Here is a 25,052-nt window from a genome sequence, read left to right as displayed (position 1 = left end):
CTAAGCGATGACCGCCGAGATCAGCCCTCGATCTTGGAGAAATCGGCGACGTTGTTCACCGCATCGCGGATGCGGCCGAGCAGCTGGAGCCGCATCTCGCGCTTGAACTCGTCCGGATCGACGACCGTGACGGACTCGAAGAACGCATCGATCGGCCCGCGCAGCGTGGCGAGCGCGGCCATCGCGGCTTCGAAATCCTCGGCCTCGACCGCCGCTTCTGCCTTGGGCTCCGCGGCATCGAGCGCTTCGCGCAGCGCCGCCTCGGCGGGCTCGGCTTCGTAGATCTCGTTGTCGGCGACTTCGCCCGGCGCCCATTCCTCCTTCTTGAGGATATTGGCGGCGCGCTTGTAACCGGCGAGCAGGTTCTTGCCGTCCTCCGAGGTAACGAAGGACTGGAGCGCCTTCACCCGCGCGAGCAGCCGGACGAGATCGTCTTCGCCGCCAAGCGCGAACACCGCGTCGATCAGGTCATGGCGGACGCCGGCTTCCTTCTGCTGGACCTTGAGGCGGTCAGCGAAGAAATCCAGCACATCCTTGTTGATCGACTTGCCGAGCGGGAAGCGCAATTCATTGTCGAGGATCAGCGCAAGCACGCCGATCGCCGAGCGACGCAGCGCGAAGGGGTCCTTCGAGCCGCTCGGCTTCAGATCGACGGCGAAGAACTGGGTGATGCTGTCGAGCTTGTCCGCCAGCGACACCGCTACCGTAACTGGCGCGGTGGGGACATCGTCGCCCTGCCCGACCGGCTTGTAGTGATCGCGCACTGCTTCGGCGACCGCTGCTGGCTCGCCTTGGGCGGCGGCATAATAGCCACCCATCAGGCCCTGGAGTTCGGGGAATTCGCCGACCATGCCGGTGACGAGATCAGCCTTGGCCAGCTCCGCAGCACGACGCGCGAGCTTGGGATCGCAATTCGGCACGATGCCTTCGCTTGCAAGCCATTCTGCCAACTTGGCAACGCGCTCGACCTTGTCGGCGACAGTGCCGAGTTGCTCGTGGAAGACGATCTTCTCGAGCTTGGGGGTCAGCTCCTCGAGCCGGGTTTTGAGATCGGTCTCGTAGAAGAAGCGCGCGTCGCTCAACCGCGCGGCGAGGACCTTCTGGTTGCCCTCGACGATCTTCTCGCCGCCGTCCGCCGCATCGATGTTCGACACGCAGACGAACGCGTTGGCGAGCTTGCCGGCGCTATCACGGCACACGAAATACTTCTGGTTCACGCGCGCGGTGAGCTGGATCACTTCGGGCGGGACGTCGAGAAAGGCTTCGTCGAAGCGGCCGAGCAACGGCATCGGCCATTCGGTGAGGCCGGCATTCTCGTAGAGCAGGCCGTCATCCTCGATCAGCGTCAGGCCGGCCTTTTGCGCGGCCAGCTTGGCGCCGACCGCGATGATCGCGCGGCGCTCGGCACCGTCGACGATAACGTGGCAGAGGCGCAGCTTCTCGATGTAATCCGCGGCCGAGCCGATCGTGATCCCGCCGGGATGGTGGAAGCGGTGGCCGACGGTGACCGAGGCGCTCTTCACGCCGGCGATCTCGACCGGCACCAGCTTGTCGCCGAGCAGCGCGATGATGCCCTGGAGCGGACGCACCCAGCGCAGGCTCTCGGTCGAAGACGAAGCCTCGCCCCAGCGCATCGACTTGGGCCACGGGAAAGCGGTGATGACATGGGTGATCGCGCTGGCGAGCACCGAGCCCGCGGCGATGCCGGGGCGGTCGACCACGGCGAACAGGACCTTGCCGCCCTTGCCATCGTCACGCTCGACGAGCTGCTCTCGGGTGAGGCCGGTCGAGCGCAGGAAGCCCTCGATTGCCTGGGCGGGTGCATCGGCGCGGGGCCCCTTGCGCTCCTCGCTGGAGGCCGCGGTCATCGCGGCGACGCCGCGGACGATCAGCGCGAGGCGGCGGGGCGTGGCGTAGCTCTCGATGCGCTCGAAGGGCAGGTTGAGTGCCTTGAGGCGGCTCTCGAACAGGCCGGCCAGATCGGCGCGCGCCTTTTCCTGCATGCGGGCGGGAATTTCCTCGGAGCGGAGTTCGAGCAGGAAGTCTTCGGTCACGCCGCTCATACCGTCCACTCCGGGTATTTGGCTTGCCAGCTGGGCGTCATATGCTGGATCCACGCCTCGCAGCTGCCCTTGGCCAGGTCGCGGACGCGGCCGATATAGGCCTGGCGCTCGGCGACGGAGATCACACCGCGGGCCTGGAGCAGGTTGAACAGGTGGCTGGCCTCGATCGCCTGCTCATAGGCGGCGATGGGGACATTGTTGGTCAGGCAGTTCTCGCATTCGGCCACCGCCTTGCGGAAGCCTTCGAACAGCGTGTCGGTGTCGGCGACTTCGAAGTTGTACTTCGACATCTGCTTCTCGTTCTCGAGAAACACGTCGCCGTACGAGACCCCGCTCTCGTTGAAGGCGAGGTCGTACACGCTGTCGACATTCTGGATGTACATCGCCAGCCGCTCGAGCCCGTAGGTGAGCTCGCCGGCGACGGGCTTGCAGTCAAAGCCGCCCATCTGCTGGAAATAAGTGAACTGGGTGACTTCCATGCCGTCGCACCAGACTTCCCAGCCCAGGCCCCAGGCGCCGAGCGTCGGGCTCTCCCAATCGTCCTCGACGAAGCGGATGTCGTGCTTGGTGAAGTCGATGCCGATCGCGGCGAGCGAGCCGAGATAGAGGTTCTGCAGGTCCGACGGGCTCGGCTTCAGGATCACCTGATATTGGTAATAATGCTGGAGCCGGTTCGGGTTCTCGCCATAGCGGCCGTCGGTCGGGCGGCGGCAGGGCTGGACGAAGGCGGCGTTCCACGGCTCGGGGCCGAGGGCGCGCAGCGTCGTCGCCGGGTGGAAGGTGCCCGCACCCATGCGCATGTCATAGGGCTGGAGGATCACGCAGCCCCGTGCCGCCCAATAATCATGGAGCGTGAGGATCATGCGCTGGAAGCTAAGAGGCTCGGCCATAGCCCCGCGCTTTGGCGTCTCGCCTCCTGCCGGTCAATGCTGCACCGCCGTTGACTTGGGTAAGGGCTTGGGGTTCGTTTCGATTATGGGAAGAATCGGCCTTGGCCTCGCGGCGATCGGCCTGGCAGTTGCCGGCGCCGCGGTGGCGCAAGGCGTGCCCGGACTTAGCCCGCGCCTGCCCTATGCCGCTACCGCCCCCGACGACGCGCTCAGCCTGGGCGGCGCGCGGGTGCTGCCGGGGGACGATGCCGGTTTCGCCGAGCGGCTGCGGGCGGAAAAGGCGCGGGTCGCCGCCTCGCAGCCCTATGAGGTGCACCCGGCGATCTGGAAGATCTCGGACGCGGACACGACCATCTATCTGTTCGGCACGGTCCACAGCCTGCCGCCCGGCTTTCGCTGGCGCAATCCGGGGTTGGAAGGGGTGATCGTCCGGGCCGACACGCTGCTGCTCGAATCGACCGAGGAGGAGGATCAGTCGAAAGACTTCATGGGCGGGCTGCCCACCGACGCCAGCCTGCCGCCGCTGATCGAACGCGTCTCGCACCGCAGCCGCTCCCAGCTGGCCGAAATGCAGGGGGCGCTGCCGCCCGAGCTGGTGGCGCAGATGGACAAGATGCCGAGCTGGGTCGCGGCGATGGGGATCGGCTATATCAAGGACCTCGTCGCCGGCGACATGCCCAGCCAGGGCGCCGACGACTGGCTGGAGAAGCAGTTCCGCGCTACCGGCCGGCCGGTGGAAGCGATCGAGGACAGCAACCAGGTGATGCGCAATATCGGCGAAGTGCCCGAGGCTGCGCAGCGGCTGATGCTCGAGGCGGCGATCCTCTCGCCGGCGCGGACGCATGACGATCTGGATGCCGCGGCGCATGCCTTTGCCCGGGGCGAGGTGGGTGACGATTCGCCGCTTTTCATCCAGGCCAATGCCTTCGATCCCGACGGCGCGATGGCCGATCCGCTGCTCGCCGAGCGCAATGCCGCCTGGGTGGTGAGCCTGATCGACCGGCTGAAGACCCGGCGCGGCACCACGTTGTTCGCGGCCGGCGCCGGGCATTTCGTCGGGCCGGGATCGGTGATCGACCTGCTCGGCAAGCGCGGCCTCAAGGTCGAGCGCGTCCAGTGATCCGCCGCCTGCTGCCGGCCCTGCTCGCGCTCGCTTTATGGGGATGCGGCGGCGCCAAGCCCGTATCGGAGACGGCCGCCGATCCCGCCTTGTGGGTGGTCAAGGATGCCGACACGACCATCTACCTGTTCGGCACCGTCCATGTGCTCAAGCCGGGGCTGAGCTGGTTCGACGACGGGGTGAAAAAGGCCTTCGATGCCTCCGACACTTTGGTGCTCGAGCTGGTGATGCCGCCCGATGCCGAGATGCAGAAGATCGTCTCGGACCTCGGCACCCACGCCCCCGGCAAGCCGCTGCCCGACGAGCTGCCGCCGGTGGAGGCGGCCAAGATGCGCGCGGCCTTGCCCGAATATGGCCTCTCCCCCGATGCGCTCGACAATAGCGATCCCTGGCTGGCGGCGACGATGCTGTCGGTGCTGCCGCTGCGGCAGCTCGGCTATGACGACAAGCAGGGCGCCGAGCTGATCCTGACCGATGCCGCCAAGGCCGCGGGCAAGAAGATCGAGGGGCTCGAGACCGCCCGCCAGCAGCTCGGCTATTTCGATGCCCTGCCCCTCCCCGCCCAGCGCAAGCTGCTGATCGAGACGATCGATGACTTGCCTCAGGCGGGGAGCAAGATCGACCAGGCGGTGAGCGCCTGGCGCAAGGGCGATGCCGATGGGCTGGCGGCGCTGGTCAATGCCGACATGGCGTCTTCTCCAGAGGTCAGCGAGGCGCTGCTGATCCGCCGCAACCGCAATTGGGCGGACTGGATTTCCAAGCGAATGCAACAGCCTGGCACGGTGTTCCTCGCGGTGGGAGCCGGGCATCTGGCGGGGAGCGCCAGCGTGCAGGCCGAGCTGGCCAAGCGCGGGCTGAAGGCCGAGCGGGTTCGCTACTAGCACGCCTGGGCCCTGCACGTTCCGTACACCCAAGTTGGCGAAGTTCACGCGGTGGCTTGACTCTGCGCCGACTCATATATAGCTAATCGGTTAAATAACTGATGAGTTAGATACATGGACCCGCTCAGCAACACCTTCGCCGCTCTGGCCGACCCTACCCGACGCGCGATCCTGGCGCGGCTGGCTTTGGGGGAGACGAGCGTGGGCGAGCTCGCCCAGCCCTTCGCGATCAGCGGACCGGCGGTGACCAAGCATCTCAAGGTGCTCGAACATGCCGGGCTGATCTCGCGCAGCCGGATCGCGCAGCAGCGCCCTGCAAAGCTGGAGCCCGCCGCGCTCAAGGCCGCGAGCGACTGGATCGCCGAATATCGCCGTTTCTGGGACGCCAAGTTCGACGACCTGGATGCCTATCTCGCTGAAATTCAAAAGAACGGAGAGGACCAATGACAGCAAGTGACCTTGGGACTGAACTCGGTGTCGGCTATGAAGTGACGATCGACCGCACCTTCAAGGCGCCGCGCGAGCTGGTGTTCGACTGCATGACCAAGGCCGAGCATCTCGCCCGCTGGTGGGGCCCGCATCATTTCGACGTGCCGCTGGCCGAGAGCGACGCGCGGCCGGGCGGCAAGATCCGCCTCGATATGCGCGGGCCCGAGCCGTACGGCATCAACGAAGTCCACGGCGAGTATGAAGTGGTCGATCGTCCAGACACTCTGGTCATGATTCTTCGCGCCTTCGGTGCGCCCGACGGCAGCTGGGGGATCGAGCACCGCACCACGATGCAATTCACCGACGCCCCCGAAGGTGGCACGCACATGCACATGACCACGGTGGTGCTGCAGGCCAGCGACGCGCTGCTGCCGGCGCTTTCGGGGATGCGCGAGGGCTGGAACCAGAGCTTCGAGAAGCTGGAAGCGGTGCTGCCCGAGCTGGTGTAACGCGGTGTAACAAGCGCCATTCCCGCGAATGGCGGACCCTGCTCGCTTTGCCGTCCATAGGGTATGGAGGCAGGCATGGGTTTTGGTGGCCAGTCCGTCATCCCCGCGCAGGGGGGGATCCAGGGTAACAAGGCTTTGTCCTTCGCGACTCTGGATCCCCGCCTTCGCGGGGATGACGATTTAGGGTGCGGGGTGACACTCCCCCTCCTCTTCCCTTGCTTTTCCCACCCACTCCCGTTATGCGCCCGCGTTCCGTGCCAGGGTCATCCCTGGAGGCCTGGCCGGTGAACTGAACTCTTTAGCGATTGGAACGACACATGAGCGATACGCTTACGCTGTCGGCCGAGACGCGCGAGCAGGTTGGCAAGGGAGCCTCCCGCGAGCTTCGTCGTAATGGCCGCGTCCCCGCCGTAATCTACGGCAACAAGCAGGACCCGCAGGGCATCCATGTCGAGGAGCGCGAGCTTCATCGTCTGCTGATGACCGGGCACTTCTTCAATTCGGTCGTCATGATCAATGGCGAGCGCACCCTGCCCAAGGACGTGGCTTTCGACCCCGTCACGGATCGCCCGATCCATGCCGACTTCCTGCGCATCAGCGAGCACGCCACCGTGCACGTGAACGTGCCGATCGTCTTCGCTGACGAAGAGCTGGCGCCCGGCATCAAGCGCGGCGGCGTGCTCAACATCGTCCGTCACGAGCTCGACCTCGTGGTCGACGCGGCCGAGATCCCCAGCGAGATCACCATCTCGCTCAAGGGCCTCGAAGTCGGCGATTCGCTCCATATCTCGGCAGTGACCCTGCCGAAGGGCGCGACTTCGGCGATCACCGACCGCGACTTCACGATCGCCACGGTCGTTGCGCCGTCGGCGCTCAAGTCGAGCGATGGCGACACCGCGACGACCGAAGCGGCCGAAGAGCCCGAAGCAGCCGCCGAGGGCGAGGAAGCGGGCGAGTAATCGTCCCCTCGAACTTCACGGTTCAAAAAATCGCCTCCGCGCCCCATGGTGCGGAGGCGATTTTCGTTTGAGCAGGAATTGAGATGCAGCTGTGGGTCGGCCTGGGCAATCCGGGCCCGCAATATGCGATGCACCGCCACAATGTGGGCTTCATGGCAGTGGACGCCATTGCCGAGACCTATGGATTCACGCCCGAGAAGAAGCAGTTCCAGGGCTGGGTGCGCGAAGGCCGGGTGGGCAATGCAAAGATCCTGCTGCTCAAGCCGGGCACGTATATGAACGAGAGCGGCCGTTCGGTCCGCGCGGCGATGGATTTCTACAAGCTCGCGCCGGAAGACGTGACGCTGTTCCACGACGAGCTCGACCTGGTGCCGATGAAGGTCAAGGTGAAGCGCGGCGGCGGCACCGCCGGGCATAATGGCCTGCGCTCGACCGACGCGCATATCGGCCCCGACTTCCGCCGCGTGCGGATCGGCATCGGCCATCCCGGGCACAAGGACCGGGTGCACGGCTATGTGCTGGGCAATTACGCGAAGTCGGAGCTCGACCCGCTGGCCGACATGCTGGGCGCGATCGCGGCGGAGGCGCCTTGGCTGGCGGCGGGCGACGATGCGCGGTTCATGAGCGACGTGGCGGTAAGGCTGCAGGACTAGGGGCACACCGGCAGGGAACGGAAGAGAAGCGGGATGAGGATGGCCATCGACACCACGCAGCGCCGATTGCTCCTCGGGATCCTGCTGGCGACCGTGCTGACCCTGGCACTGCTGATCGCCGACCTCGCACGCGGCGGCCGGGCCGATCCCCCCGCGCTGCGCGCCGCAGCGACGCTGCTTGATGGCAGCTGGCGCTTCCGCACCGGCGACGATCCGCGCTGGGCCGATCCCCGCACCGGCGATGGCGGCTGGGGGACGATCGACCTGACGGCGCGGCCCGGCAGCCATGACGGCGATGTCGGCCTGCCCGACTATGTCGGCGGCTGGATGACGCAGGGCCATGCCGGCTATTCCGGCCATGCCTGGTATCGGCGGGCGGTGGACGTACCCGCCGGGGGCGCGTCCTGGGACATATTGGGGCCCACCCTCGTCGAGGACGGCTACGAGCTCTATTGGAACGGGCAGCTGCTCGGCGGCTCGGGGCGGATCGGCGAGCACCCGCGCGTCGTCGGCACCCGGCCGCTGCGCTTTGCCCTCCCCGCCGGCGCGGCAGGGACGCGCGGCGTGCTTGCGATCCGCACCTTCATGTTGCCCCGCCCCGGCCCCGGCGGCGACGCAGGCGGCCTCCACGCCGCGCCGATCCTGGCGCCGCGTCCGGTCGCCGACGGGCTGCACCGCGCGCAATGGGAGCGGACGATCGCCGGCTATGTCGTCGATGCAGTCGAGCCGCTGGCGATGCTCGCGCTCGTCGGGCTGATCCTGTGGTGCCGGCCGCGGAGCAGCCAGCGCGGCTTCCTGGCCTTTGCGGGCATCGCGCTGGCGCTGATGGCGGCCCGCCGGTTCAACAATGCGCTGGTCGCATGGACCGATATGATGGACCTGCCGACCTATTCGCTGCTGGCGAAATATATGTGGATGCCGATGGTGACCGCCTGGGCGCTGGCCTGGAATCGCTGGCACAAGCCGGCGTGGCGGATCCTGGACGGTGCGGCGCTTGCGATCCTGGCCGCGCAGGTGGCCGGCGCCACCGCGCATCTGGCGAGCCTGGCCAGCATCAGCCGGTGGGGCTCGATCGCGCTCTTCGTCCTGATCGGCACGCGAATCGTGCGCGGCGGGCCGATGCGGGTGCTGGCACCGATCGCGCTGGCGCTGATCACCGTCTGCTTCTTCGGCGACGAGCTGCTCGATCCGATCGGCGTGCCGGGGATCTGGTTCCCGTTCGGCATCGGCGTTTCGCGGACGCAATATCTCTATGCCGCGCTGATTCCGCTGCTGGCCGTGCTGGTCGTACGGACGCTGGACGGCCCGGACCGGGCGGCTGTGCGGGCCTAGCGGAACCAGCTACAGGCTCCGTTGAAGAGGGCGCGGCGGTAGCAGGCGCTAACCGCTCGCGCCCCGCTCGACGACATATTCGAAGGCGGGCGCCATCGTGTCGATCTCCGCAAGGTCCTGCGGCGGGCGCCAGGTGAACAGGCGGAAGACGATCCGGTCCGCGTCGATGTCGATGATCGAAAAGCCGTTCTTCTCGGTGATCGGCACGGCCTGGTGCATGCCGACCAGCTGCGACGGCTTGGATTCGATCGCGCGGAACGACGACGGAAAGGCGTGATCGCCGGTCGCGAGCGTGCCGGTGAGCACGACATGGATATGCGCGGCGAGGCGATTGAACTCGCCGCTGCGATACATGCTGCCGGCGGCGGTCGCGTGGAAATCGCCCTGAATGATCACCGGCACGCGCTTCGTCTGCGCGGCCATCGCCGCGATCAGCCGCTGGTGCTGGCCGAACCAGCCGCGCTGCCAGCCGGCCTTCGCCTTGTGCAGCACCATCTGCCCCGATTCCTTGTCGAGGAAATCAGGATACCAGTCGCCGAGCTTGCCCGAGGAATAAGCGAAGGGGAGCGAGGGGACATGGAAGAAATGGGTGGTGTCCTCGGCCGCGGTGCGCGCGATCAGCCAGTCCTCGACCCATTGCGGCACGATCATCGCGTGATCGCCCTTATAGTTCACATAGCGCCGGCAATCATAGAACACCGCTTCGACCAGCGCGCCGTAGCGCAGCGTGCCGAAGCACATGTTGGTGCCGGGCGGCAGCCCCGCCTTGTCACCGCCGGGCAGCCAGGCCGGGCGGTTCGCGTCGGGCAGGAACTCGGGATAATACATGTGCTGGGTCTGCTCGGCGCCGGGGATGCCATAGGAATCCGGCGGCAGCGTCACCTGCTTCGCGGTATATTCGTCATTGTCGAAAAAGTCGTGGTCGTCGGTGACGAAGAATACCGGGGTCGAGCGCAGCGCATTGCCATAGAGTCCCGCGATCTGGGCATCGCAGACGCGCATGAAGATCGGCGCGTTCGCCCCGTGCATCATCGGCATGCTGGTATCGAGCTTGCCGATTTTCTCCCAGATTTCCCGGCGGAGATAATCCGGGTCCATTTCCTGATAAGTGGTGGTCAGGTCCCAGTAGATCTGGTCGCCATTGGCGATCACTACATCGGGCCGGTACGACATGCCCCGCGCGAGCAGGCGCCGCCGCGCCGGCATGTTCAGGAACACCGTCTTGCCCTTGAGCAGCGCCCCGTCATGCCCGCCGGCACAGGTATAGGAGAGGATGCGCAGCGATTTGGGCCGGGCGGCGGGATCGGGGAAGGTCCTGAGCGGCCAGCCCGCGGTGATCGGCGTGCCGTCGGCCTCGGTCAATTGCAGCGTATAGGCGGTGTCCGGCTGCAGGCCATCGGCATCGAAGCGCCAGAAGCGCCCGTCGACATCGGTCCTGATCCCCGCAACGGCGCGGCCGTCGATCGCGAGCAGCGGTGCCTGCGCACGGGTGCGCTCGAACGAGGCCTTGAGCAGGAAGCGGTTGTGGTTCGCCGTGGGGAGGATGTGCCGGAGGTCCCCTGCCCGCCACTCCTCCGCCGGGCTTGCCGGGGCGGGGCTTTCTCGATCGGGCATAGCGCATCTCGCAGCAGCGACGGGTCCGCGCAGCATTTCCCACGCCTGCCCCAGGCGCGATATTGGTAGAAACCCTGCCGGAGCCCGATCAATTGGCGTAGATCGGCGGCGCCTCCACCGTGGTCGGCAGCGCACGCGATTCGAGCACCGCGCCGCCGGCGGACTTGATCTCGATCGTCCCGCCGCGGCTGTTCTGGTTGAAGCGCAGCGTCACCGTACGGCCGTCGGCGAGGGTGATCGTGGTGCCGGTCTGGCCCGCCGCGTCCGAGGACACCGCCTGGCTCACCGAACCATCGAGCCCGATCACGTTGAGGAATTCCGAGCGGCCGCCGGCGCCGGTCTCGACCAGGTCGACGCGGGCCGAGGTGGTGCTCGCGACGAAGTCGGTGCTGTTGACGGTCTTCCACAAGGTCGTGGCCGGGGTGCCGCCTGCGGGGACGATGCGGCGCATGTCGAGGCGGTTGGCGCCGAGGACGAGGCTGAGCAGATTGCCGCTGATCGTCGGCGCCTTGGGGAAGTTCATCGTGAAGATGCGCCGGGCATTGGCGTCGCTGGTCTGGGCGCGGTCATAGACCACGAACGTGGCCGGCTTGATGAAGACGAACTCGCGCTCGGATTTGGTCACGCCGCTTTTGTACATCGGCGAGATGTCGGCGAGCGCATAGGTCCAGTTCGGCGTGTTGGCGAGCGCGGCCATGTTGCAGGAGGCGTCGAAGGCCTGGCCGATCGTGCCGCCGGTGCTCGTCTCGAAGCGGACGGTGTTGTGATAGGCCTGGGCCTGCGACAGGCCCGAATGGCTGTCGAGATTGGCGTCGTACGCCAGCCAGTTGCCCTTGAAGAGCACGAAGCTGCCGCGGTCCTGATGCGCGTGGCTTTCAGTGTACGGCCCGCAGATGAAGTTGGCGTAGGCGGCGGTGGTGGTCCAGTCGCTGCGCATCGAGAAGCTGCCGGTGCCGGCGCCCCAATAAGCGGTGGAAAGCTCGGTCAGTGGCCGCGCGGTGATCGCGGTGAGGCCGTAGAGATAGTCCGAATAGCGCATGAAATGCTGCGTCATCGCCGGGACCGAGGACTGGCCGAGCAGCGTCTTGACCACGCCCGAGATGCGCTCGCCCGGATAGAGCGTCGCGAGCTTTTGCAGATAGTCGCGGTGATAGTCGAACAGCAGCGCCTGCGAATCGCGGGCATGGTCGCCGGTCGGCGTGATCCGGTCGAGCGTCGGCACGATCGCGTGGACCATCCACGGCAGCGAGGCGAGCGTGTGCGGGGTGCGGCTGGCGAGGCGCTCGCCGGTCGAGCGCTCCCACCAGTCATAGAGCTCGAACAGATCCTTCATCGCGACGCCGTAGCCGGTGCCCTCACGCGAGCCGCCGCCGGTCAGGTCGGCATTGAAGGTCGGGATCAGCTGGTTCTCGATCTTGGTCGTGCGGAACTGGGTGAGCCAGCCACCGGCCATGTCGTTCTCGCCGTACGTGGCGAGGCCGAGCAGCATCGTCGCGCGGAGGAACGAGTAATAATAATTGTTGCTCGGATTATCGACCGACCAGCCCGACCAGGCGACGGTGCGCGTGCCCCATTTGGCCTTGGCGGGGTTCCAGACGTTCCACACCGCCTGGTTGCCGAAATCCTTCCAGCGGGTGCGCTGGGCAGTGGTCATGCTGGAGCGGCACCAGTCATAGACCATCGCCATGTTGCCGATATAGCCGCCGACCTCGAGATAGGAATCGCCCGCCACGACCGGGGTCTTGCTGGCTGCGATCAGCGCTTCTTCGCTCGCGACGTAGGCGTCGGTCTTCGCGACCGCATAGGTGCAGTAGCTCGCCATGCCGGTGACCTGGCCCATCAGCGCGACGTGCCAGGGCTCCATCCCGTAGACATTGCTGTTGGCGACCTGGAGATCGACCGACTGCTTGAAGCGCACCGCCGCCGGCGCGTTCGCCGCGAGCTGGTTCTTCAGGCTGGTCAGCAGCGTATCGTCCAGCATGATGATCCGCGGCAGGCCGAGCGGGGCGATGACCGCGCCGGTGGGCGGCGGGGTCGGCGTCGAGGACGGGGTTGGCGTGGGCGAAGGCGTGGGGGTTGGCGCCTCGGGCGCGCTCACCACGCCGCCGCCATCGGACCCGCCGCCGCTGCCGCCGCTGCAGCCGGCCAGGCTGGCGAGCAGCATGGCGCAGCTCAACCGCGCCGTCGTCCCGGTCCCCAACATACGCATACTCGCCCCTCCACCCGAACCTGATCGAGCGCCCAAATACTGGAGGGGTGGTTGAGAAAAAAAGGGGGCGATCAGGACAAAAGACGCCGAGCGCGATGTTAACTACAAAGAAAAAGGGCCCCGGCGAACCGGAGCCCCTGTCCCTGTTCTTGCGAAGAAGCGCTTACTTCTTGCCGACGACCACGCCGATCAGGCGCTGCTGGGCGCCGCCGAAGGTCCCCGAGGCCGAGAAGACCGTGCCGACCTGCTCGCCCTGCGACCCGAAGAAGCCGCCCGCCAGCGTGCCCGAGAGCGGGCTGCCGGTGGTGAAGCTGCCGGTCCACTGGTTCTGGCCGACCGGGATCGCGCCCTGCGCAGTGAAGGTGCCATAGGCGACCGCGGCGCCGCCGCCGGCCGGGATGGTCGAGAGCGTCAGCACCGAATCGACCGTGCCGGTGGCGAAGTTCACGCTCATCGTCACGGTGCCGGTGACCTTGTTGATCACCGTGGTCGCGCCGACGGTGCTGACCAGGCGGCCGGTGACGGTCAGCGTGCTGTAGGCGACGGTGCCGGTGGCCGGCATGTCGCTATAGGCGGTCGAGAAGCCCCAGGTGCTGTAGGTCAGGCGCTTCTGGCCCGCGGTCGAATCGCCGCGCCACCAATTGGCGTAGCTGACGCGGCTGAGCGCCAGCGCGGTGTTGCTGGTCGGGCCGACGTTCGGCGTCACGGTCGTGCTAGCGGTGACGACGTTGTTGAGGAATTCACCCTGCGCGAACTTGCCCGCAGTGGTGGTGTCGTCGGTGCGGAAGATGAACTCGGGGTTGGCCGGGATCGCATTGGCGACGAGCGTCGCGGTGCAGGTCTGGCCGGTCGGCACGCAGAAGCGCGACTCCTCGGTGTTCTCGTGCAGCACATAGGTGCCGGTGGCGATCGCCGTGTCGGTGGCGAGGCGCACGCGGGTCGACAGCGTCTCGGTGCTGGCGGCGCCGAGGGTGACTGCGCTGGTCGCCGGATCGCCGGTGTAGCTGGTCGCGGCGCTGAAGGTGTTGAACTCGGCCGGCGCAGTCAGCGGGAAGCTCGCATAGGTAGGCGACGCAGTGGGCGTCGGCGTCGGCGTAGCGGTCGGCGTCGGAGTCGCGGTCGAATCGTTGCCGCCACCGCAGCCCGACAGCGCAACCGTCGCGGCAAGCGCGCTCATGAACATGTGACGGCGAATCATTCCCTGCTCCTCAAAAACACGCGGGCACCGAAAGGGCTGGCCCCTGTACCCCAGATGAACGGCCCTCAGTCAAGCCACGCGTACCGGGTCATCCCGGTCCAATACGGCACTTTGAGGGCCTTAGAAGGCGAAACGCCGCACCGCAACGCTCCTCCTCTGCTGCAACGGGGACGGAGCCGATCGGCCCTTCCCGCAACCCATACTGGCAATGCCGGCACTTTGCCTCTATCGGGCGCCTTTTCCAGACCATTTGGCACAGGCAGTTTTCACATGGGTTTCCGCTGCGGCATCGTCGGCCTTCCGAACGTCGGCAAGTCCACGCTCTTCAACGCGCTGACCGAGACGGCGGCTGCACAGGCGGCCAATTATCCGTTCTGCACAATCGAGCCGAACGTCGGGAACGTCGCCGTTCCCGATGCGCGGCTCGACAAGCTGGCGGCGATCGCGGGCTCGCAGAAGATCATCGAGACGCAGCTCGGCTTCGTCGACATCGCCGGGCTGGTGCGCGGCGCGAGCAAGGGTGAAGGGCTGGGCAACCAGTTCCTCGGCAACATCCGCGAAGTCGACGCGGTCGTCCACGTGCTGCGCTGCTTCGAGAATGACGACATCCAGCATGTCGACAACAAGGTCGATCCGATCGCCGATGCCGAGACCGTCGAGACCGAGCTGATGCTCTCCGACCTCGAGAGCCTCGAGAAGCGCGTTCCCGCCTTCCAGAAGAAGGCGGCGCAGGGCGACAAGGAAGCCAAGGTCGCGGCCAGCGTGCTCGGCCAGGCGCTCGACCTGCTGCGCGAAGGCAAGCCCGCGCGGCTGACCGAGCCGAAGGACGCCGATGAGGAGCGCGTGTTCCGCCAGGCACAGCTGCTCACCTCGAAGCCGGTCCTGTACGTGTGCAACGTCAATGAGGAAGACGCCGCCAACGGCAACGCCTTCTCGGCGCGCGTGTTCGAAAAGGCCAGGGCCGAGGGCGCTGAGGCCGTGGTGGTCTCCGCCGCGATCGAGGCCGAGATCGCGACGATGCCGGTCGAGGACCGCGGTGAGTTCCTGGGCGAGCTGGGTCTGGAAGAGACCGGCCTCGCCCGCGTGATCACCGCCGGCTACAAGCTGCTCCATCTGCTGACCTTCTTCACCGTCGGCCCCAAGGAAGCGCGCGCCTGGACCGTGGACGACGGCGCCACCGCGCCCAACGCCGCCGGCGTGATCCACAGCGACTTCGAGAAGGGCTTCATCCGCGCCGAGACGATCGCCTATGACGATTTCGTCTCGCTGGGCGGCGAAGCCAAGGCGCGCGAGGCCGGCAAGCTCCGCGCCGAGGGCAAGACCTATGTCGTCAAGGACGGCGACGTGATGCACTTCCTGCACAGCTGATGCCCGGCCTGCTCCTTCCCGCGCTGATCGCTTCTGCCCTGGTCACGGCGGCGCCGGCGCAGGAGGTGCAGCGCCATTCGACGGTCTATTTCACCCCGGATTCGGTGGAAGTAGTGCCCGAGGCCGAGCCCGCGCTCGACTATGTCGTGCAGGCGATGCTCGCCCATCCCGAGATGCGGGCGCGGCTTTCGGGCCATACCGACCGGGTGGGCACGACCGACTATAATCTCGGCAAGAGCCAGCGGATGGCGGCGTCGGTGGCGCGCTATCTGAGCGACCACGGCATCCTGCCCGCGCGGATCAGCACGATCGCCTATGGCGAGACGCGGCCCGCCGTCGCTACGGCGGACGGCGCGCGCAACCCGCTCAACCGGCGCGTCGAGATCGAACTGATCGGCGGCTGATGCCGCGCTCCCCTGCCCGCGCCGTTCGCCTGCTGGGGATCGTCTCCGGAACCGGCGTGGCGGCGGTCGGCGCAGTCTATCTGCTGGTACTGATCGCGGGACTGGCGACGCTGCCCGCACCTGATGCAGCAATCGGCGACCCGTGGTTCACCGCGATGGAAGCGCTGATACTGCTGCTCGTCCCCTTCCTGCTCGGCCTGAGCGCCGCGGTGCGCGGTACGGAGCTGGCGCCGCGCAGCAGCCGCGCCGCGCTGGTCTTCATGGCCGCGGCACTGGCGCTGACCAGCGTGGTGCATCTCTCGACGCTGGCGGTGGGGCGCGGTCCGGCCGGCGCGTTCGGCTGGCCGGCGCTGCCCTATGCGCTCGACATATTCGCCTGGGACGGGCTGTTCGGCGTGGCGGTGCTGCTGACGGCGCCGGCGTTCCGGGAGGAGCCGACGATCCGGCACTTGCTGATCGCCAGCGGTGCGCTGGCGCTAGCGGGGTGGATCGGGCCGATCACCGGTGTGATGGCGCTGCGGATAATCGGCGTGGCGGGCTATGCGGTGCTGTTCCCCGTCGCGGCGGCGCTGATCGCGCGCTGGTTCCGGCGGCGGCCGATCGCCGCAAAGGCCTAATCGATGCCGTGCGCCGCCAGCCAGGCGCTGGTGGCGGGCATGTGCTGCTCCCTGGCGATTGTCGCGAGCGTCTTGCCATTATACCTTCCGCGAGGTTCGGCGCCGGCATCGAGCAACATGCGCACGATTATGTCGGGCCAGCATGCAAAGACCGGGCTCACCCCCCGCTTGTCCTGCACCCTGACGCGCGCACCCCGGGCCAATAGGAGATCCAGCACGGCAGGCTCCTGGATATCGAAGATCGGCGTCTGCCCCTCCGCATTTCCCAGATTCGGGTCCACGCCGAGATCGAGCAACGCCCCGACCAGCGGAACGCGATCGTGGAGACCCCCACATGCTGGATATAGGGCCCGTGCCGCATGGAGTGCGGTGCCGCCGTCCGTCGCCCGCGCATTGGGATCGACGCCAGCCGCAACAAAGGCCCTGGCGACTACCGGATCGCAGCCGCCGGCACTTTCCGCGAACAGCCGCGCACGATCGGCGGGCGGCATCTTGCCCAGCCATCCCCGATTGATCAGCGCCCGGGCGACCCGGGGCCGACCGCCGCGCAGCGCGGCTTCGAGCAGCACCAGCCCGAGCGGCCGCGCCTGATCATCGACCCGGCGTGGCGCCGGGCGATCGAGCGGCAGCCCCGCCGCCAGCAGGTCGAGGACGAAGGCGTCCCCTCGCCGCTCGATCGCGACGCGGGCGAAATCGGCGGCGGCAGGCGAGCGCGGGTCGAAACCCTCGGCACGCAATGCGGGCAAACTGGTCTCGTCGCCCTGTACCCAGCGCACCGTGCCGGCGACGCGATCGACCTCGTCTTCGAGCGCGGTCACCACTTCGGGCATGCCGACCATCTGGCCGACATAGTCGGTCACCTGCCAGAAGCGGCCGCCGCTCGAAAAGGCGAGCGTATAGGCCGCGCTGTCGCTGAGCTGGCCGTCATATTCCTTCTTCAGACCGAAGAAGCGCGCCGCGCGGAATTTCCCGATCAGCCCGTCCAGCGCGGCGCGGTCGATCCTGGAGCGATGGGTGCCCGGCACCGTCACGCCGCCCAGTTCGACGAAATCGCGCAGTCCGGCGATCCTGGGGCTTGCGACGGTGGAATAGGTCACCATTCCGTCGCCGGCGATCGACACCTTATAGGCCGGGCAAAAGCCGCCACAGCCGCTGCGGATCAGCTCGATGCGCAGCGCGGCATAGTCGATCACAGGAAAGGCCGCCTTCGGATCGGCCCAGACCGGTTTCGCCAGATAGTTCACATCGATGCTGGTCGTGACGCCCACCGGGCGCCCGCGATAGGTGAAGGGGCGGAATTTCCATTGCCGTGCCACGGCCAGCGCGGGCGCGGGATCGCCGAAATTGAGGCCCGACTTGTCGATCTGGACATCGGTCACCTTGCCGCTGGTATCGATTGTGATGCGCAGCCGGACGTCGCCGCCATAGCTCACCAACGAAGCGGTGGTGGGAACGGTGGTGCTGCCCGTCAGTCGGTGCGCCTCGACCATCTCTTCCGGCAAGCCGATGATCCGCGGGTCAGGTGCTCGGGTACAGGAAAGCAGGGCAAGCGGGACGAGCAGACCGAGGCGCATCAGGTTCATGTGCACAGGATACAAAGTATCATTCTCTTGGCAACCGGCGGATCAGGCCGTTTCGAACGCAGCCAGGATCGGGCACGGCCCCTTGCCGCCCTTGCCGCATTCCTGGGCGAGCTTGCCCAGCGCGTCGCGCGCGGCGGTGAGTTCGGCGATCTTGCGGTCGAGCACGCCGATCTGCTCGCGGGCCAAGGCGCGGGCGCGGGGCCGATCGTCGCGGGCGTCGAGTTCGAGCAGCTCGGCGATCTGTTCGAGCGTGAAGCCCGCCGCCTGGGCGGAGCGGATGAACTTGAGGCGGCGCAGGTCGCCCTCGTCATAGCGGCGCACCCCGGCGCCGTAGCCGCGCTCGGGTTCGGCGAGCAGGCCGCGGCGCTGGTAATAGCGCACCGTCTCGACACCGACGCCGCCTGCGTCCGCCAGTTTTCCGATCGTCAGCGACATGGCTTGACTCCGTACCATGGTACGGAACCTATATGGCCTGGCATGACCCAGAATGCAAAGCGCGCGACGCTCTACCGGATGGTGATGCCCGATCATGTCTGCCCGTTCGGGATCAAGTCGAAGTGGCAGCTGGAGCGGCACGGTTACACCGTCGACGATCATTGGCTGACGACGCGCGAGGAGACCGACGCGTTCAAGGCCGAGCATGGCGTGAAGACGACCCCGCAGACCTTTATCGACGGCAAGAGGATCGGCGGGAATGACGACCTGACCCGCTTCTTCGGCGGCACCGTGAGCGAACCGGGCGCGACCAGCTACCAGCCGGTGATCGCGCTGTTCGGCATGACCGCGGCGCTGGCGCTGGCGGCGAGCTATGCAGTGACCGGATCGGCGTTCAGCGTGCGCGCGGCCGAATGGTTCGTCAGCTTCAGCATGTGCGTGCTGGCGATGCTCAAGCTGCAGGATGTCGAGAAATTCTCGTCGATGTTCCTGGGCTACGATCTGCTGGCGAAGCGGTGGGTGCCATATGCCTATGCATATCCGTTCCTCGAGGGGCTGGCGGGCGTGCTGATGACCGCGGGCGCGCTGACCTGGTTCGCCGCACCTTTGGGGCTGGTGATCGGCGGGATCGGCGCGGTCTCGGTGTTCAAGGCAGTGTACATCGACCGGCGGGCGCTGAAATGCGCGTGCGTGGGCGGGAGCAGCAATGTGCCGCTGGGCTTCGTCTCGCTGACCGAGAATCTGTTCATGGTCGGGATGGGCGTGTGGATGCTGGCCAAGCCGGGAATGGGGATGTGATGATGAAGACCCTGCTCCTCGCCACCGCCGCGCTGTTCCCCCTGCCCGCCTTTGCGCAGGATCATGCGGGGCATTCGATGCCGGGGATGGATATGCCCGCACCGGCTCCGGCCCCGCAGGACCATGCGGGTCACGATATGGGCAATATCGCCGAGACGACGACGGTGACCGAAGTCACGGGCACCCCGACCCTGGCGCGCGGTTCCGGCACCTCCCTGCTGCCGGTGACCGACGGGATGAATGGCGGTTTCCACGTCATGGCCGGCGACTGGATGCTGATGGCGATGGGGTCGGCCAGCCTCGCCTATACCGACCAGGGCGGACCGCGCGGCGACAAGGCGGCCTATACCGCGAACATGGCGATGTTCCAGGCGATCCGCGGCTGGGAGGGCGGCACGGCGCTCACCTTCGATGCGATGCTGAGCCTCGACGCAGTCAACGGCCAGCGCGGCTATCCGAACCTGTTCGCCACCGGCGAGACCGCGCATGGCGCGCCGCTGGTCGACCGCCAGCATCCGCACGACCTGTTCATGGAATTGACCGCCCGGCTCGACGTGCCGCTGGCGGAGGGCCTCAAGGGCTTCATCTATGGCGGCCCGGTGGGCGAACCGGCGCTCGGCCCCTCCGCCTTCGTCCACCGCAAGTCGGCGCGCTATCTGCCGCTGTCGCCGATCTCGCACCATTGGTTCGACAGCACGCATATCAGCTATGGCGTGGTCACCGGCGGCCTCTCCGCCGGGGGCGTGCAGATCGAGGCCTCGGCATTCCGCGGGCGCGAGCCCGACGAGAAGCGCTGGGACATCGAGACGCCGAAGCTCGACAGCTGGAGCGTGCGCGCAACCTGGATGCCCTCGCCCAACTGGGTGATCCAGGCCAGCCATGGCCGGCTGACCGATCCCGAGGAGATGCACCCCGGCCAGGACGAGAACCGCACCACCGCCAGCGTGCAATATGCCGGCGGCGGCGTATCGGCGATGCTCGCCTTCTCAGCCAAGGACCGGGTGCCGGGCGACACGCTGACCGCCTGGATCGCCGAGGCGAACTGGGACTTGTCGAAGCACCACAGCCTGTTCGGACGCGTCGAGAATGTCGCCAATGACGAGCTGTTCCCCGACCATGCCGACCCGCTGCACGATACCAGGTTCCGGGTGACGCGCTTCGAGGGTGGCTATGCCTATCGCATCCCGCTGTCGGACAAGGGCGAGGTCGCGCTGGGCGGGTCGCTGGCGGCCTATGCCAAGCCGGCGGCGCTCGATGCGGCCTATGGCAAGGCGCCGCTCAGCTACACGCTGTTTGCCCGGCTGGGGCTGGGGATGTAACGACTTACCCTCGCAACAAACTGCTGCCAGGGGGCCGAGCATGCGCTGGTATTCGAAGATCGCCGCCGCGGCCCTCGCCGCCATCCTCCAGGCCTGTGCCACGGCGCCCGTCGCCGCGCCGCCGCCCGCGCCGGCCCCGGTGGCCATGGAGCAGCGCGCGCCGGTGACGATCCTCGTCTCGATCGACGGCTTTCGCAGCGACTATCTGGGCCGCGGCGTGACGCCCACCCTGACGCGCCTCGCCACCGGCGGCGTCACCGCGCCGATGCACCCGAGCTTCCCGTCCAAGACCTTCCCCAATCACTGGACCCTGGTGACCGGCCTCTATCCCGACCATCACGGCATCACCGCCAACAAGATGGAAGACGAGGCCCGCCCCAAGGAGGTCTTCACCATGTCGACCGACGATCCCTATTGGTGGAACACCGCCGAGCCGATCTGGGTCGATGCGGAAAAGGCCGGGATCCGTAGCGCGACCGAGTTCTGGCCCGGATCGAACGTGGCGATCGGCGGCACCAAGGCGAGCGAATGGCCCTATGAGATGCAGGGCGGCACGCGCCCGAGCGACTGGGCGCAGTTCAACCAGGTCATCACCGGCGAGCAGCGCGTCAACGCCGTGCTCGACTGGCTGCGGCGCCCCGCCGCGATCCGGCCGAAGCTGGTGACGCTCTATTTCGACACGGTCGATACCGCCGGCCATACCTATGGTCCTGACGACAAGCGCACCACCGACGCGGTGGCCGATATCGACAAGTCGATCGGCATGCTGGTCGACGGTCTCGCCGCGCTCGGCCAGCCGGCAAACCTGATCATCGTCGCCGATCACGGCATGGCGCAGACGAGCAGCGCGCGGGTGGCACTGCTCGGCATCGGCCCCGACGATGCGCATGTCGTCGAGACCGGCCCCTATGCCAGCCTGATCCCCGCCCCCGGCCGCGAGGCGCTGGTGGAGAAGGCGCTGCTCGGCAAGCACGAGCATTTCGAATGCTGGCGCAAGGCCGAGATCCCGGCGCGCTTCCATTATGGCACCAACCCGCGCATCCCGCCGATCTTCTGCCTGGCCGAGACCGGCTGGCAGCTGCTCGACAAGCCGCCCAAGCGCGACCAGGTCGGGGGCAATCACGGCTTCGACAACATGGCGCCCGAGATGAGCGCGCTGTTCATCGCCAACGGCCCGGCGTTCCGGCCCGGCGTGCTGCCCGCCTTCACCAATGTCGATGTCTATCCGCTGCTGCGCGACCTGATCGGGCTGCCGGCCAAGCCGGGCATCGACGGGAGCGACGCGCCGTTCAAAGACGTGCTGCGCCGCTGAGGGCTTGCCAAGGATCGGTTTTCATCCGAAACCGATCCCATGCTCTATCTCGAAGATATCCATGTCGGCATGAAGCGGAGCTTCGGCCGTTACGAGGTCACGCGCGAAGAGGTGCTCGACTTCGCGCGCAAATATGACCCGCAACCCTTCCACCTCTCCGACGAAGCCGCGGCGAAGACGCATTTCGGGCGGCTGGCGGCGAGCGGCTGGCATACCTGCGCGATGACCATGTCGATGTATGTCGCCGAGATGGGGGTGAACCCGCAGGCGAGCCTTGGCGCGGCCGGGGTGGACGATCTCAGGTGGCTCAAGCCGGTCTATCCGGGCGATGTGCTGCGCTGCGAGAGCGAGATCCTTGAAGTGACGCCCTCGCGCAGCCGCCCCGACATGGGCAGCCTCAAGAGCCAGACGACGACGTACAACCAGCATGACGAGCCGGTGCTGCGGTTCGTCGCGCTGGCGCTGATGCGGCGGCGGCCGGCGGAATAGCACCCGCATAGCTGCTCCCCGGCGACGGCCGGGGCCCAGCTCTTAGAAAATCACGCGCGGTAGCGCGCCTTCGCGCGCACGATGAGTCTGGGCCCCGGCCTTCGCCGGGGAAAAGAAGTTCCAGGCGCGGAAGCCTTAATGCCCCTCGAACGCGACCAGCGCGTGGACCTTCACGCCGTCGCCGCGCAGCGCATCGGCGCCGCCCAGTTCGGGCAGGTCGACGACGAACGAGGCCTGGACCACTTCCGCCCCAGCCTTGTTGAGCAGGCGCACCGCGGCGCGGGCAGTGCCGCCGGTGGCGATCAGGTCATCGACCAGCAGCACGCGGGCGCCGGGCGCGCAGGCATCGGCGTGGATGGCGATGCGGTCGGTGCCGTACTCGAGGGCATAATCCTCGGCGATCGTCGCGCCGGGCAGCTTGCCGTCCTTGCGGACCAGCAGCATCCCCGCGCCGAGCTTCACCGCCAGCGCCGCGCCGAACAGGAAGCCGCGCGCCTCGATCCCGGCGACCAGGTCGATCGGCCATTCGACCGCTTCGGCCATGCGGTCGATCGTCAGCTTCAGCCCCTCGGCATCGAGCAGCAGCGTGGTGATGTCGCGGAACATGATCCCGGGCTTGGGGAAATCGGGAATGGTCCGGATGCGCTGCCGGATATCGTCATTCTCTGCCATCGAACCCAAACCCTTTTAGTCAAAAAATATCCCGCCCGGGGCTGCCCCGGGCGGGATTTAAACTGTCCGCGCTGCCGCGGCTATCAGTGCTTCACGTTCGCCCAGACGACGCGGTACGCGCCATATGCCAGGATCGTTGCGAAGAGCAGGAAGCCCAGCACCACGAAACCGACCATGCGGCGGGTCTCGAGCGTCGGCTCCGCAGTCCAGGTCAGGAACGCCGCGACGTCCTCGGCCATCTGCGCCTTGGTGGCGCGGGTGCCGTCCGAATAGGTGACCTGGCCGTCCTGCGTCAGCGGCGGCGGCATCGCGATGTTGAGGTTCGCGAAATAGGGGTTGAAGTGCATCCCCTCCGGCGTCTTGGCGAATTCCGGGAACTTCTTCACGGCCTCGGCCGACGGCTTTTCGTCATAGCCGGTGAGCAGCGAATAGACATAGGCCGCGCCGTCATGCCGCGCCTTGGTGATCAGGCTGAGGTCCGGCGGCGTGCCGGTGCCGGCATAATAGACCTTGGGGAAGCGATCCGAGGGAACGTTGGGACGCTCGCCCCAGGTGCCGCCCTTCTCGTCGAACACCGGCTGCTTCATCGCCCAATCCTTGGCGATCTTCTTCACCTCGGGATCGGTGTAGCCGAGGTCCTTCAGGTTACGGAAGGAGACCAGGCTGAGCGAGTGGCACTGCGAGCAGACTTCCTTGTAGACCACGAAGCCGCGCTGGAGCTGCTGGCGGTCGAACTTGCCGAGCGGCCCGTCCGACGCGAGGCTGAGCTCCTTCGGGTGCTTGTGGATCGCGTGCTCGGCGGTTTCCTTCGGCGGCTCCTGGATGAGGCCGACGACGGTCCAGAGCAGCGCCCAGAGGAACACCCCGACGAACACGAGGCCGACCAGGTACTTGACCGATTTGATGGCTAGCGAATTCATTGGTCCTGGCCCCCTTATGCGCCGGTCTTGGCCAGCACGGCCTCGGTGATCGAGCCCGGCAGGGGCTTCGGCGTCTCGTACATCGAGATCAGCGGAACGATGATCAGGAAGTGCGCGAAGTAATAGGCCGCCGCGATCTGGCTGAGGACCACATAGAGCGGCTCGGCCGGCGAACCGCCGCAATAGCCCAGCACCAGCACGTCCGCCACGAGCACCCAGAAGGCGATCTTGTACATCGGGCGATAGGTGCCCGAGCGCACCGGCGAGCGATCCAGCCAGGGCAGGAAGAACAGGATCAGGATCGAGCCGAACATCGCCAGCACGCCCCACAGCTTCGCCGGCAGGAACAGGTTCGAGGTGCAGGCGCGCAGGATCGCGTAGAACGGCCAGAAATACCATTCAGGCACGATGTGCGCCGGCGTCGAGAGCGGGTTTGCCGGAATGTAGTTGTCCGGGTGGCCCAGATAGTCCGGCGCGAAGAAGATCAGCACCGCGAAGACCATCAGGAACACCAGCACGCCGACGCCGTCCTTCGCCGTGTAATACGGATGGAACGGCACGGTATCCTGCTCGCCCTTCACTTCCACGCCCGTCGGATTCGACGAGCCCGGGATGTGCAGCGCCCAGATGTGCAGGATCACGGCGCCCGCGACCACAAAGGGCAGCAGATAGTGGAGCGAGAAGAAGCGGTTCAGCGCGGCATCGTCCGGCGCATAGCCGCCGAGCAGCCAGATGCGGATCCAGTCGCCGACCACCGGGATCGCCGAGAAGAAGCCGGTGATCACCTGCGCGCCCCAGAAGCTCATCTGCCCCCAGGGAAGCACATAGCCCATGAAGGCAGTGGCCATCAGCAGCAGGAAGATCACCACGCCAAGCAGCCACACCATCTCGCGCGGCGCCTTGTACGACCCGAAATAGAGGCCGCGGAACATGTGGATGTAGATCACGATGAAGAACATCGAGGCGCCGTTCGCGTGGGCGAAGCGCAGGAACCAGCCCGCGTTCACGTCGCGCATGATGCCGACATTCACCGAATCGAAGGCGCCTGTGGCCGACGAGTGGAAGTGCATCGCGAGCACGATGCCGGTGACCAGCTGGCAGACCAGCGCCACGCCGGCGAGCACGCCGAAGTTCCACCAGTAATTCAGGTTGCGCGGCACCGGATAGCCGGCACCGACGGCGTTGTAGACGAAGCGCGGCAGGGGCAGACGCGAGTCCACCCACTGCATCACCGGGTTCTTAGGCTCATAATGCTTGGCCCAGGGAAAGCTCATCGCG

24 protein-coding genes are annotated in these 25,052 nt (G+C 66.9%); 14 read left to right on the top strand and 10 right to left on the bottom strand.

Annotation, left to right across the window (positions count from 1 at the left end; translation table 11 throughout):
- Nucleotides 1-20: 20 nt before the first annotated feature.
- Both glyS and HZY97_RS19545 read right to left on the bottom strand, forming a co-directional pair.
- Nucleotides 21-2,063, bottom strand: coding sequence for a glycine--tRNA ligase subunit beta (gene glyS / locus HZY97_RS19550; protein WP_180147769.1), 2,043 nt, complete (start codon nt 2,061-2,063; stop codon nt 21-23).
- Nucleotides 2,060-2,926, bottom strand: a complete 867-nt coding sequence (locus HZY97_RS19545; RefSeq protein WP_180148004.1) for a glycine--tRNA ligase subunit alpha — start codon at nt 2,924-2,926, stop codon at nt 2,060-2,062. The genes glyS and HZY97_RS19545 overlap by 4 nt, the downstream gene beginning before the upstream one ends.
- Nucleotides 2,927-3,038: 112 nt before the next feature.
- Between HZY97_RS19545 and HZY97_RS19540 the strand changes: the two genes are divergently transcribed.
- The 7 genes from HZY97_RS19540 (at nt 3,039) to HZY97_RS19510 (ending at nt 8,836) form a co-directional block, all read left to right on the top strand.
- Complete coding sequence (locus tag HZY97_RS19540; RefSeq protein ID WP_180147768.1) at nt 3,039-4,073, top strand: TraB/GumN family protein; 1,035 nt, start codon at nt 3,039-3,041, stop codon at nt 4,071-4,073.
- Nucleotides 4,070-4,954: a TraB/GumN family protein gene (locus HZY97_RS19535; protein ID WP_373684445.1), complete on the top strand. Its 885-nt coding sequence runs from the start codon at nt 4,070-4,072 to the stop codon at nt 4,952-4,954. The genes HZY97_RS19540 and HZY97_RS19535 overlap by 4 nt, the downstream gene beginning before the upstream one ends.
- 114 nt (nt 4,955-5,068) lie before the next feature.
- Nucleotides 5,069-5,401, top strand: a complete 333-nt coding sequence (locus HZY97_RS19530; RefSeq protein ID WP_180147767.1) for a helix-turn-helix transcriptional regulator — start codon at nt 5,069-5,071, stop codon at nt 5,399-5,401.
- Nucleotides 5,398-5,892, top strand: a complete 495-nt coding sequence (locus HZY97_RS19525) for an SRPBCC domain-containing protein (RefSeq protein WP_180147766.1) — start codon at nt 5,398-5,400, stop codon at nt 5,890-5,892. The genes HZY97_RS19530 and HZY97_RS19525 overlap by 4 nt, the downstream gene beginning before the upstream one ends.
- Nucleotides 5,893-6,209: 317 nt before the next feature.
- Nucleotides 6,210-6,851, top strand: a complete 642-nt coding sequence (locus HZY97_RS19520) for a 50S ribosomal protein L25/general stress protein Ctc (RefSeq protein WP_180147765.1) — start codon at nt 6,210-6,212, stop codon at nt 6,849-6,851.
- A gap of 83 nt (nt 6,852-6,934) precedes the next feature.
- Nucleotides 6,935-7,504, top strand: coding sequence for an aminoacyl-tRNA hydrolase (pth, locus tag HZY97_RS19515; RefSeq protein ID WP_180147764.1), 570 nt, complete (start codon nt 6,935-6,937; stop codon nt 7,502-7,504).
- A gap of 33 nt (nt 7,505-7,537) precedes the next feature.
- Entirely contained in the window at nt 7,538-8,836 is a 1,299-nt protein-coding gene (locus HZY97_RS19510; RefSeq protein ID WP_180147763.1) for a glycoside hydrolase family 2, read from the top strand.
- 48 nt (nt 8,837-8,884) lie between these two features.
- Here HZY97_RS19510 and HZY97_RS19505 read toward each other — a convergent pair whose 3' ends face one another.
- From HZY97_RS19505 to HZY97_RS19495, 3 genes are all read right to left on the bottom strand, one after another.
- Nucleotides 8,885-10,450 (bottom strand): alkaline phosphatase D family protein, encoded by a 1,566-nt coding sequence (locus HZY97_RS19505; protein WP_180147762.1) that lies wholly within the window; start codon nt 10,448-10,450, stop codon nt 8,885-8,887.
- An 88-nt stretch (nt 10,451-10,538) separates the two neighbouring features.
- Nucleotides 10,539-12,659 carry a hypothetical protein gene (locus tag HZY97_RS19500; protein ID WP_180147761.1) on the bottom strand — a complete coding sequence of 707 codons (2,121 nt, stop codon included), beginning with the start codon at nt 12,657-12,659 and terminating at the stop codon, nt 10,539-10,541.
- Between the two features lie 163 nt (nt 12,660-12,822).
- A complete protein-coding gene (locus tag HZY97_RS19495; RefSeq protein ID WP_180147760.1) occupies nt 12,823-13,857 on the bottom strand; it encodes a transferrin-binding protein-like solute binding protein in 1,035 nt (344 codons plus the stop codon).
- A gap of 270 nt (nt 13,858-14,127) precedes the next feature.
- On the opposite strand from HZY97_RS19495, the gene ychF reads away from it, so the two are divergent.
- From ychF to HZY97_RS19480, 3 genes are read left to right on the top strand one after another with little or no spacing between them, the layout of a single operon-like run.
- Nucleotides 14,128-15,225 carry a redox-regulated ATPase YchF gene (gene ychF, locus HZY97_RS19490; RefSeq protein ID WP_180147759.1) on the top strand — a complete coding sequence of 366 codons (1,098 nt, stop codon included), beginning with the start codon at nt 14,128-14,130 and terminating at the stop codon, nt 15,223-15,225.
- Nucleotides 15,225-15,629: an OmpA family protein gene (locus HZY97_RS19485; RefSeq protein WP_180147758.1), complete on the top strand. Its 405-nt coding sequence runs from the start codon at nt 15,225-15,227 to the stop codon at nt 15,627-15,629. The genes ychF and HZY97_RS19485 overlap by 1 nt, the downstream gene beginning before the upstream one ends.
- Nucleotides 15,629-16,246, top strand: a complete 618-nt coding sequence (locus HZY97_RS19480; protein ID WP_180147757.1) for a hypothetical protein — start codon at nt 15,629-15,631, stop codon at nt 16,244-16,246. Before HZY97_RS19485 ends, HZY97_RS19480 begins: the two co-directional genes overlap by 1 nt.
- Here HZY97_RS19480 and HZY97_RS19475 read toward each other — a convergent pair.
- Both HZY97_RS19475 and HZY97_RS19470 read right to left on the bottom strand, forming a co-directional pair.
- Nucleotides 16,243-17,829: a TonB family protein gene (locus HZY97_RS19475; RefSeq protein ID WP_180147756.1), complete on the bottom strand. Its 1,587-nt coding sequence runs from the start codon at nt 17,827-17,829 to the stop codon at nt 16,243-16,245. The two genes, HZY97_RS19480 and HZY97_RS19475, sit on opposite strands and share 4 nt — an antisense overlap.
- Nucleotides 17,830-17,871: 42 nt before the next feature.
- A complete protein-coding gene (locus HZY97_RS19470) occupies nt 17,872-18,264 on the bottom strand; it encodes a MerR family DNA-binding protein (RefSeq protein ID WP_180147755.1) in 393 nt (130 codons plus the stop codon).
- A gap of 42 nt (nt 18,265-18,306) precedes the next feature.
- Here HZY97_RS19470 and HZY97_RS19465 point away from each other — a divergent pair, with 42 nt between their 5' ends.
- From HZY97_RS19465 to HZY97_RS19450, 4 genes are read left to right on the top strand one after another with little or no spacing between them, the layout of a single operon-like run.
- Nucleotides 18,307-19,062 (top strand): MauE/DoxX family redox-associated membrane protein, encoded by a 756-nt coding sequence (locus tag HZY97_RS19465; protein ID WP_180147754.1) that lies wholly within the window; start codon nt 18,307-18,309, stop codon nt 19,060-19,062.
- 2 nt (nt 19,063-19,064) lie between these two features.
- The gene (locus HZY97_RS19460; RefSeq protein ID WP_257215181.1) at nt 19,065-20,381 is read left to right on the top strand and encodes a hypothetical protein; all 1,317 of its coding nucleotides are present in this window, start codon (nt 19,065-19,067) and stop codon (nt 20,379-20,381) included.
- Between the two features lie 40 nt (nt 20,382-20,421).
- Entirely contained in the window at nt 20,422-21,693 is a 1,272-nt protein-coding gene (locus tag HZY97_RS19455) for an ectonucleotide pyrophosphatase/phosphodiesterase (protein ID WP_180147752.1), read from the top strand.
- A 39-nt stretch (nt 21,694-21,732) separates the two neighbouring features.
- Nucleotides 21,733-22,182, top strand: a complete 450-nt coding sequence (locus tag HZY97_RS19450) for a MaoC family dehydratase (RefSeq protein WP_180147751.1) — start codon at nt 21,733-21,735, stop codon at nt 22,180-22,182.
- A gap of 135 nt (nt 22,183-22,317) precedes the next feature.
- Here HZY97_RS19450 and HZY97_RS19445 read toward each other — a convergent pair whose 3' ends face one another.
- The 3 genes from HZY97_RS19445 to HZY97_RS19435 form a co-directional block, all read right to left on the bottom strand.
- Complete coding sequence (locus HZY97_RS19445; RefSeq protein WP_180147750.1) at nt 22,318-22,854, bottom strand: adenine phosphoribosyltransferase; 537 nt, start codon at nt 22,852-22,854, stop codon at nt 22,318-22,320.
- 83 nt (nt 22,855-22,937) lie between these two features.
- Complete coding sequence (locus tag HZY97_RS19440; RefSeq protein WP_180147749.1) at nt 22,938-23,774, bottom strand: cytochrome c1; 837 nt, start codon at nt 23,772-23,774, stop codon at nt 22,938-22,940.
- Between the two features lie 14 nt (nt 23,775-23,788).
- Nucleotides 23,789-25,048, bottom strand: coding sequence for a cytochrome b/b6 (locus HZY97_RS19435; protein WP_180147748.1), 1,260 nt, complete (start codon nt 25,046-25,048; stop codon nt 23,789-23,791).
- Nucleotides 25,049-25,052 lie beyond the last annotated feature (4 nt).

Source organism: Sphingomonas sp. R-74633 (assembly GCF_013416555.1).
Taxonomy (GTDB): Bacteria; Pseudomonadota; Alphaproteobacteria; order Sphingomonadales; family Sphingomonadaceae; genus Sphingomonas.
This window is presented reverse-complemented; position numbering and strand designations above follow the sequence as displayed.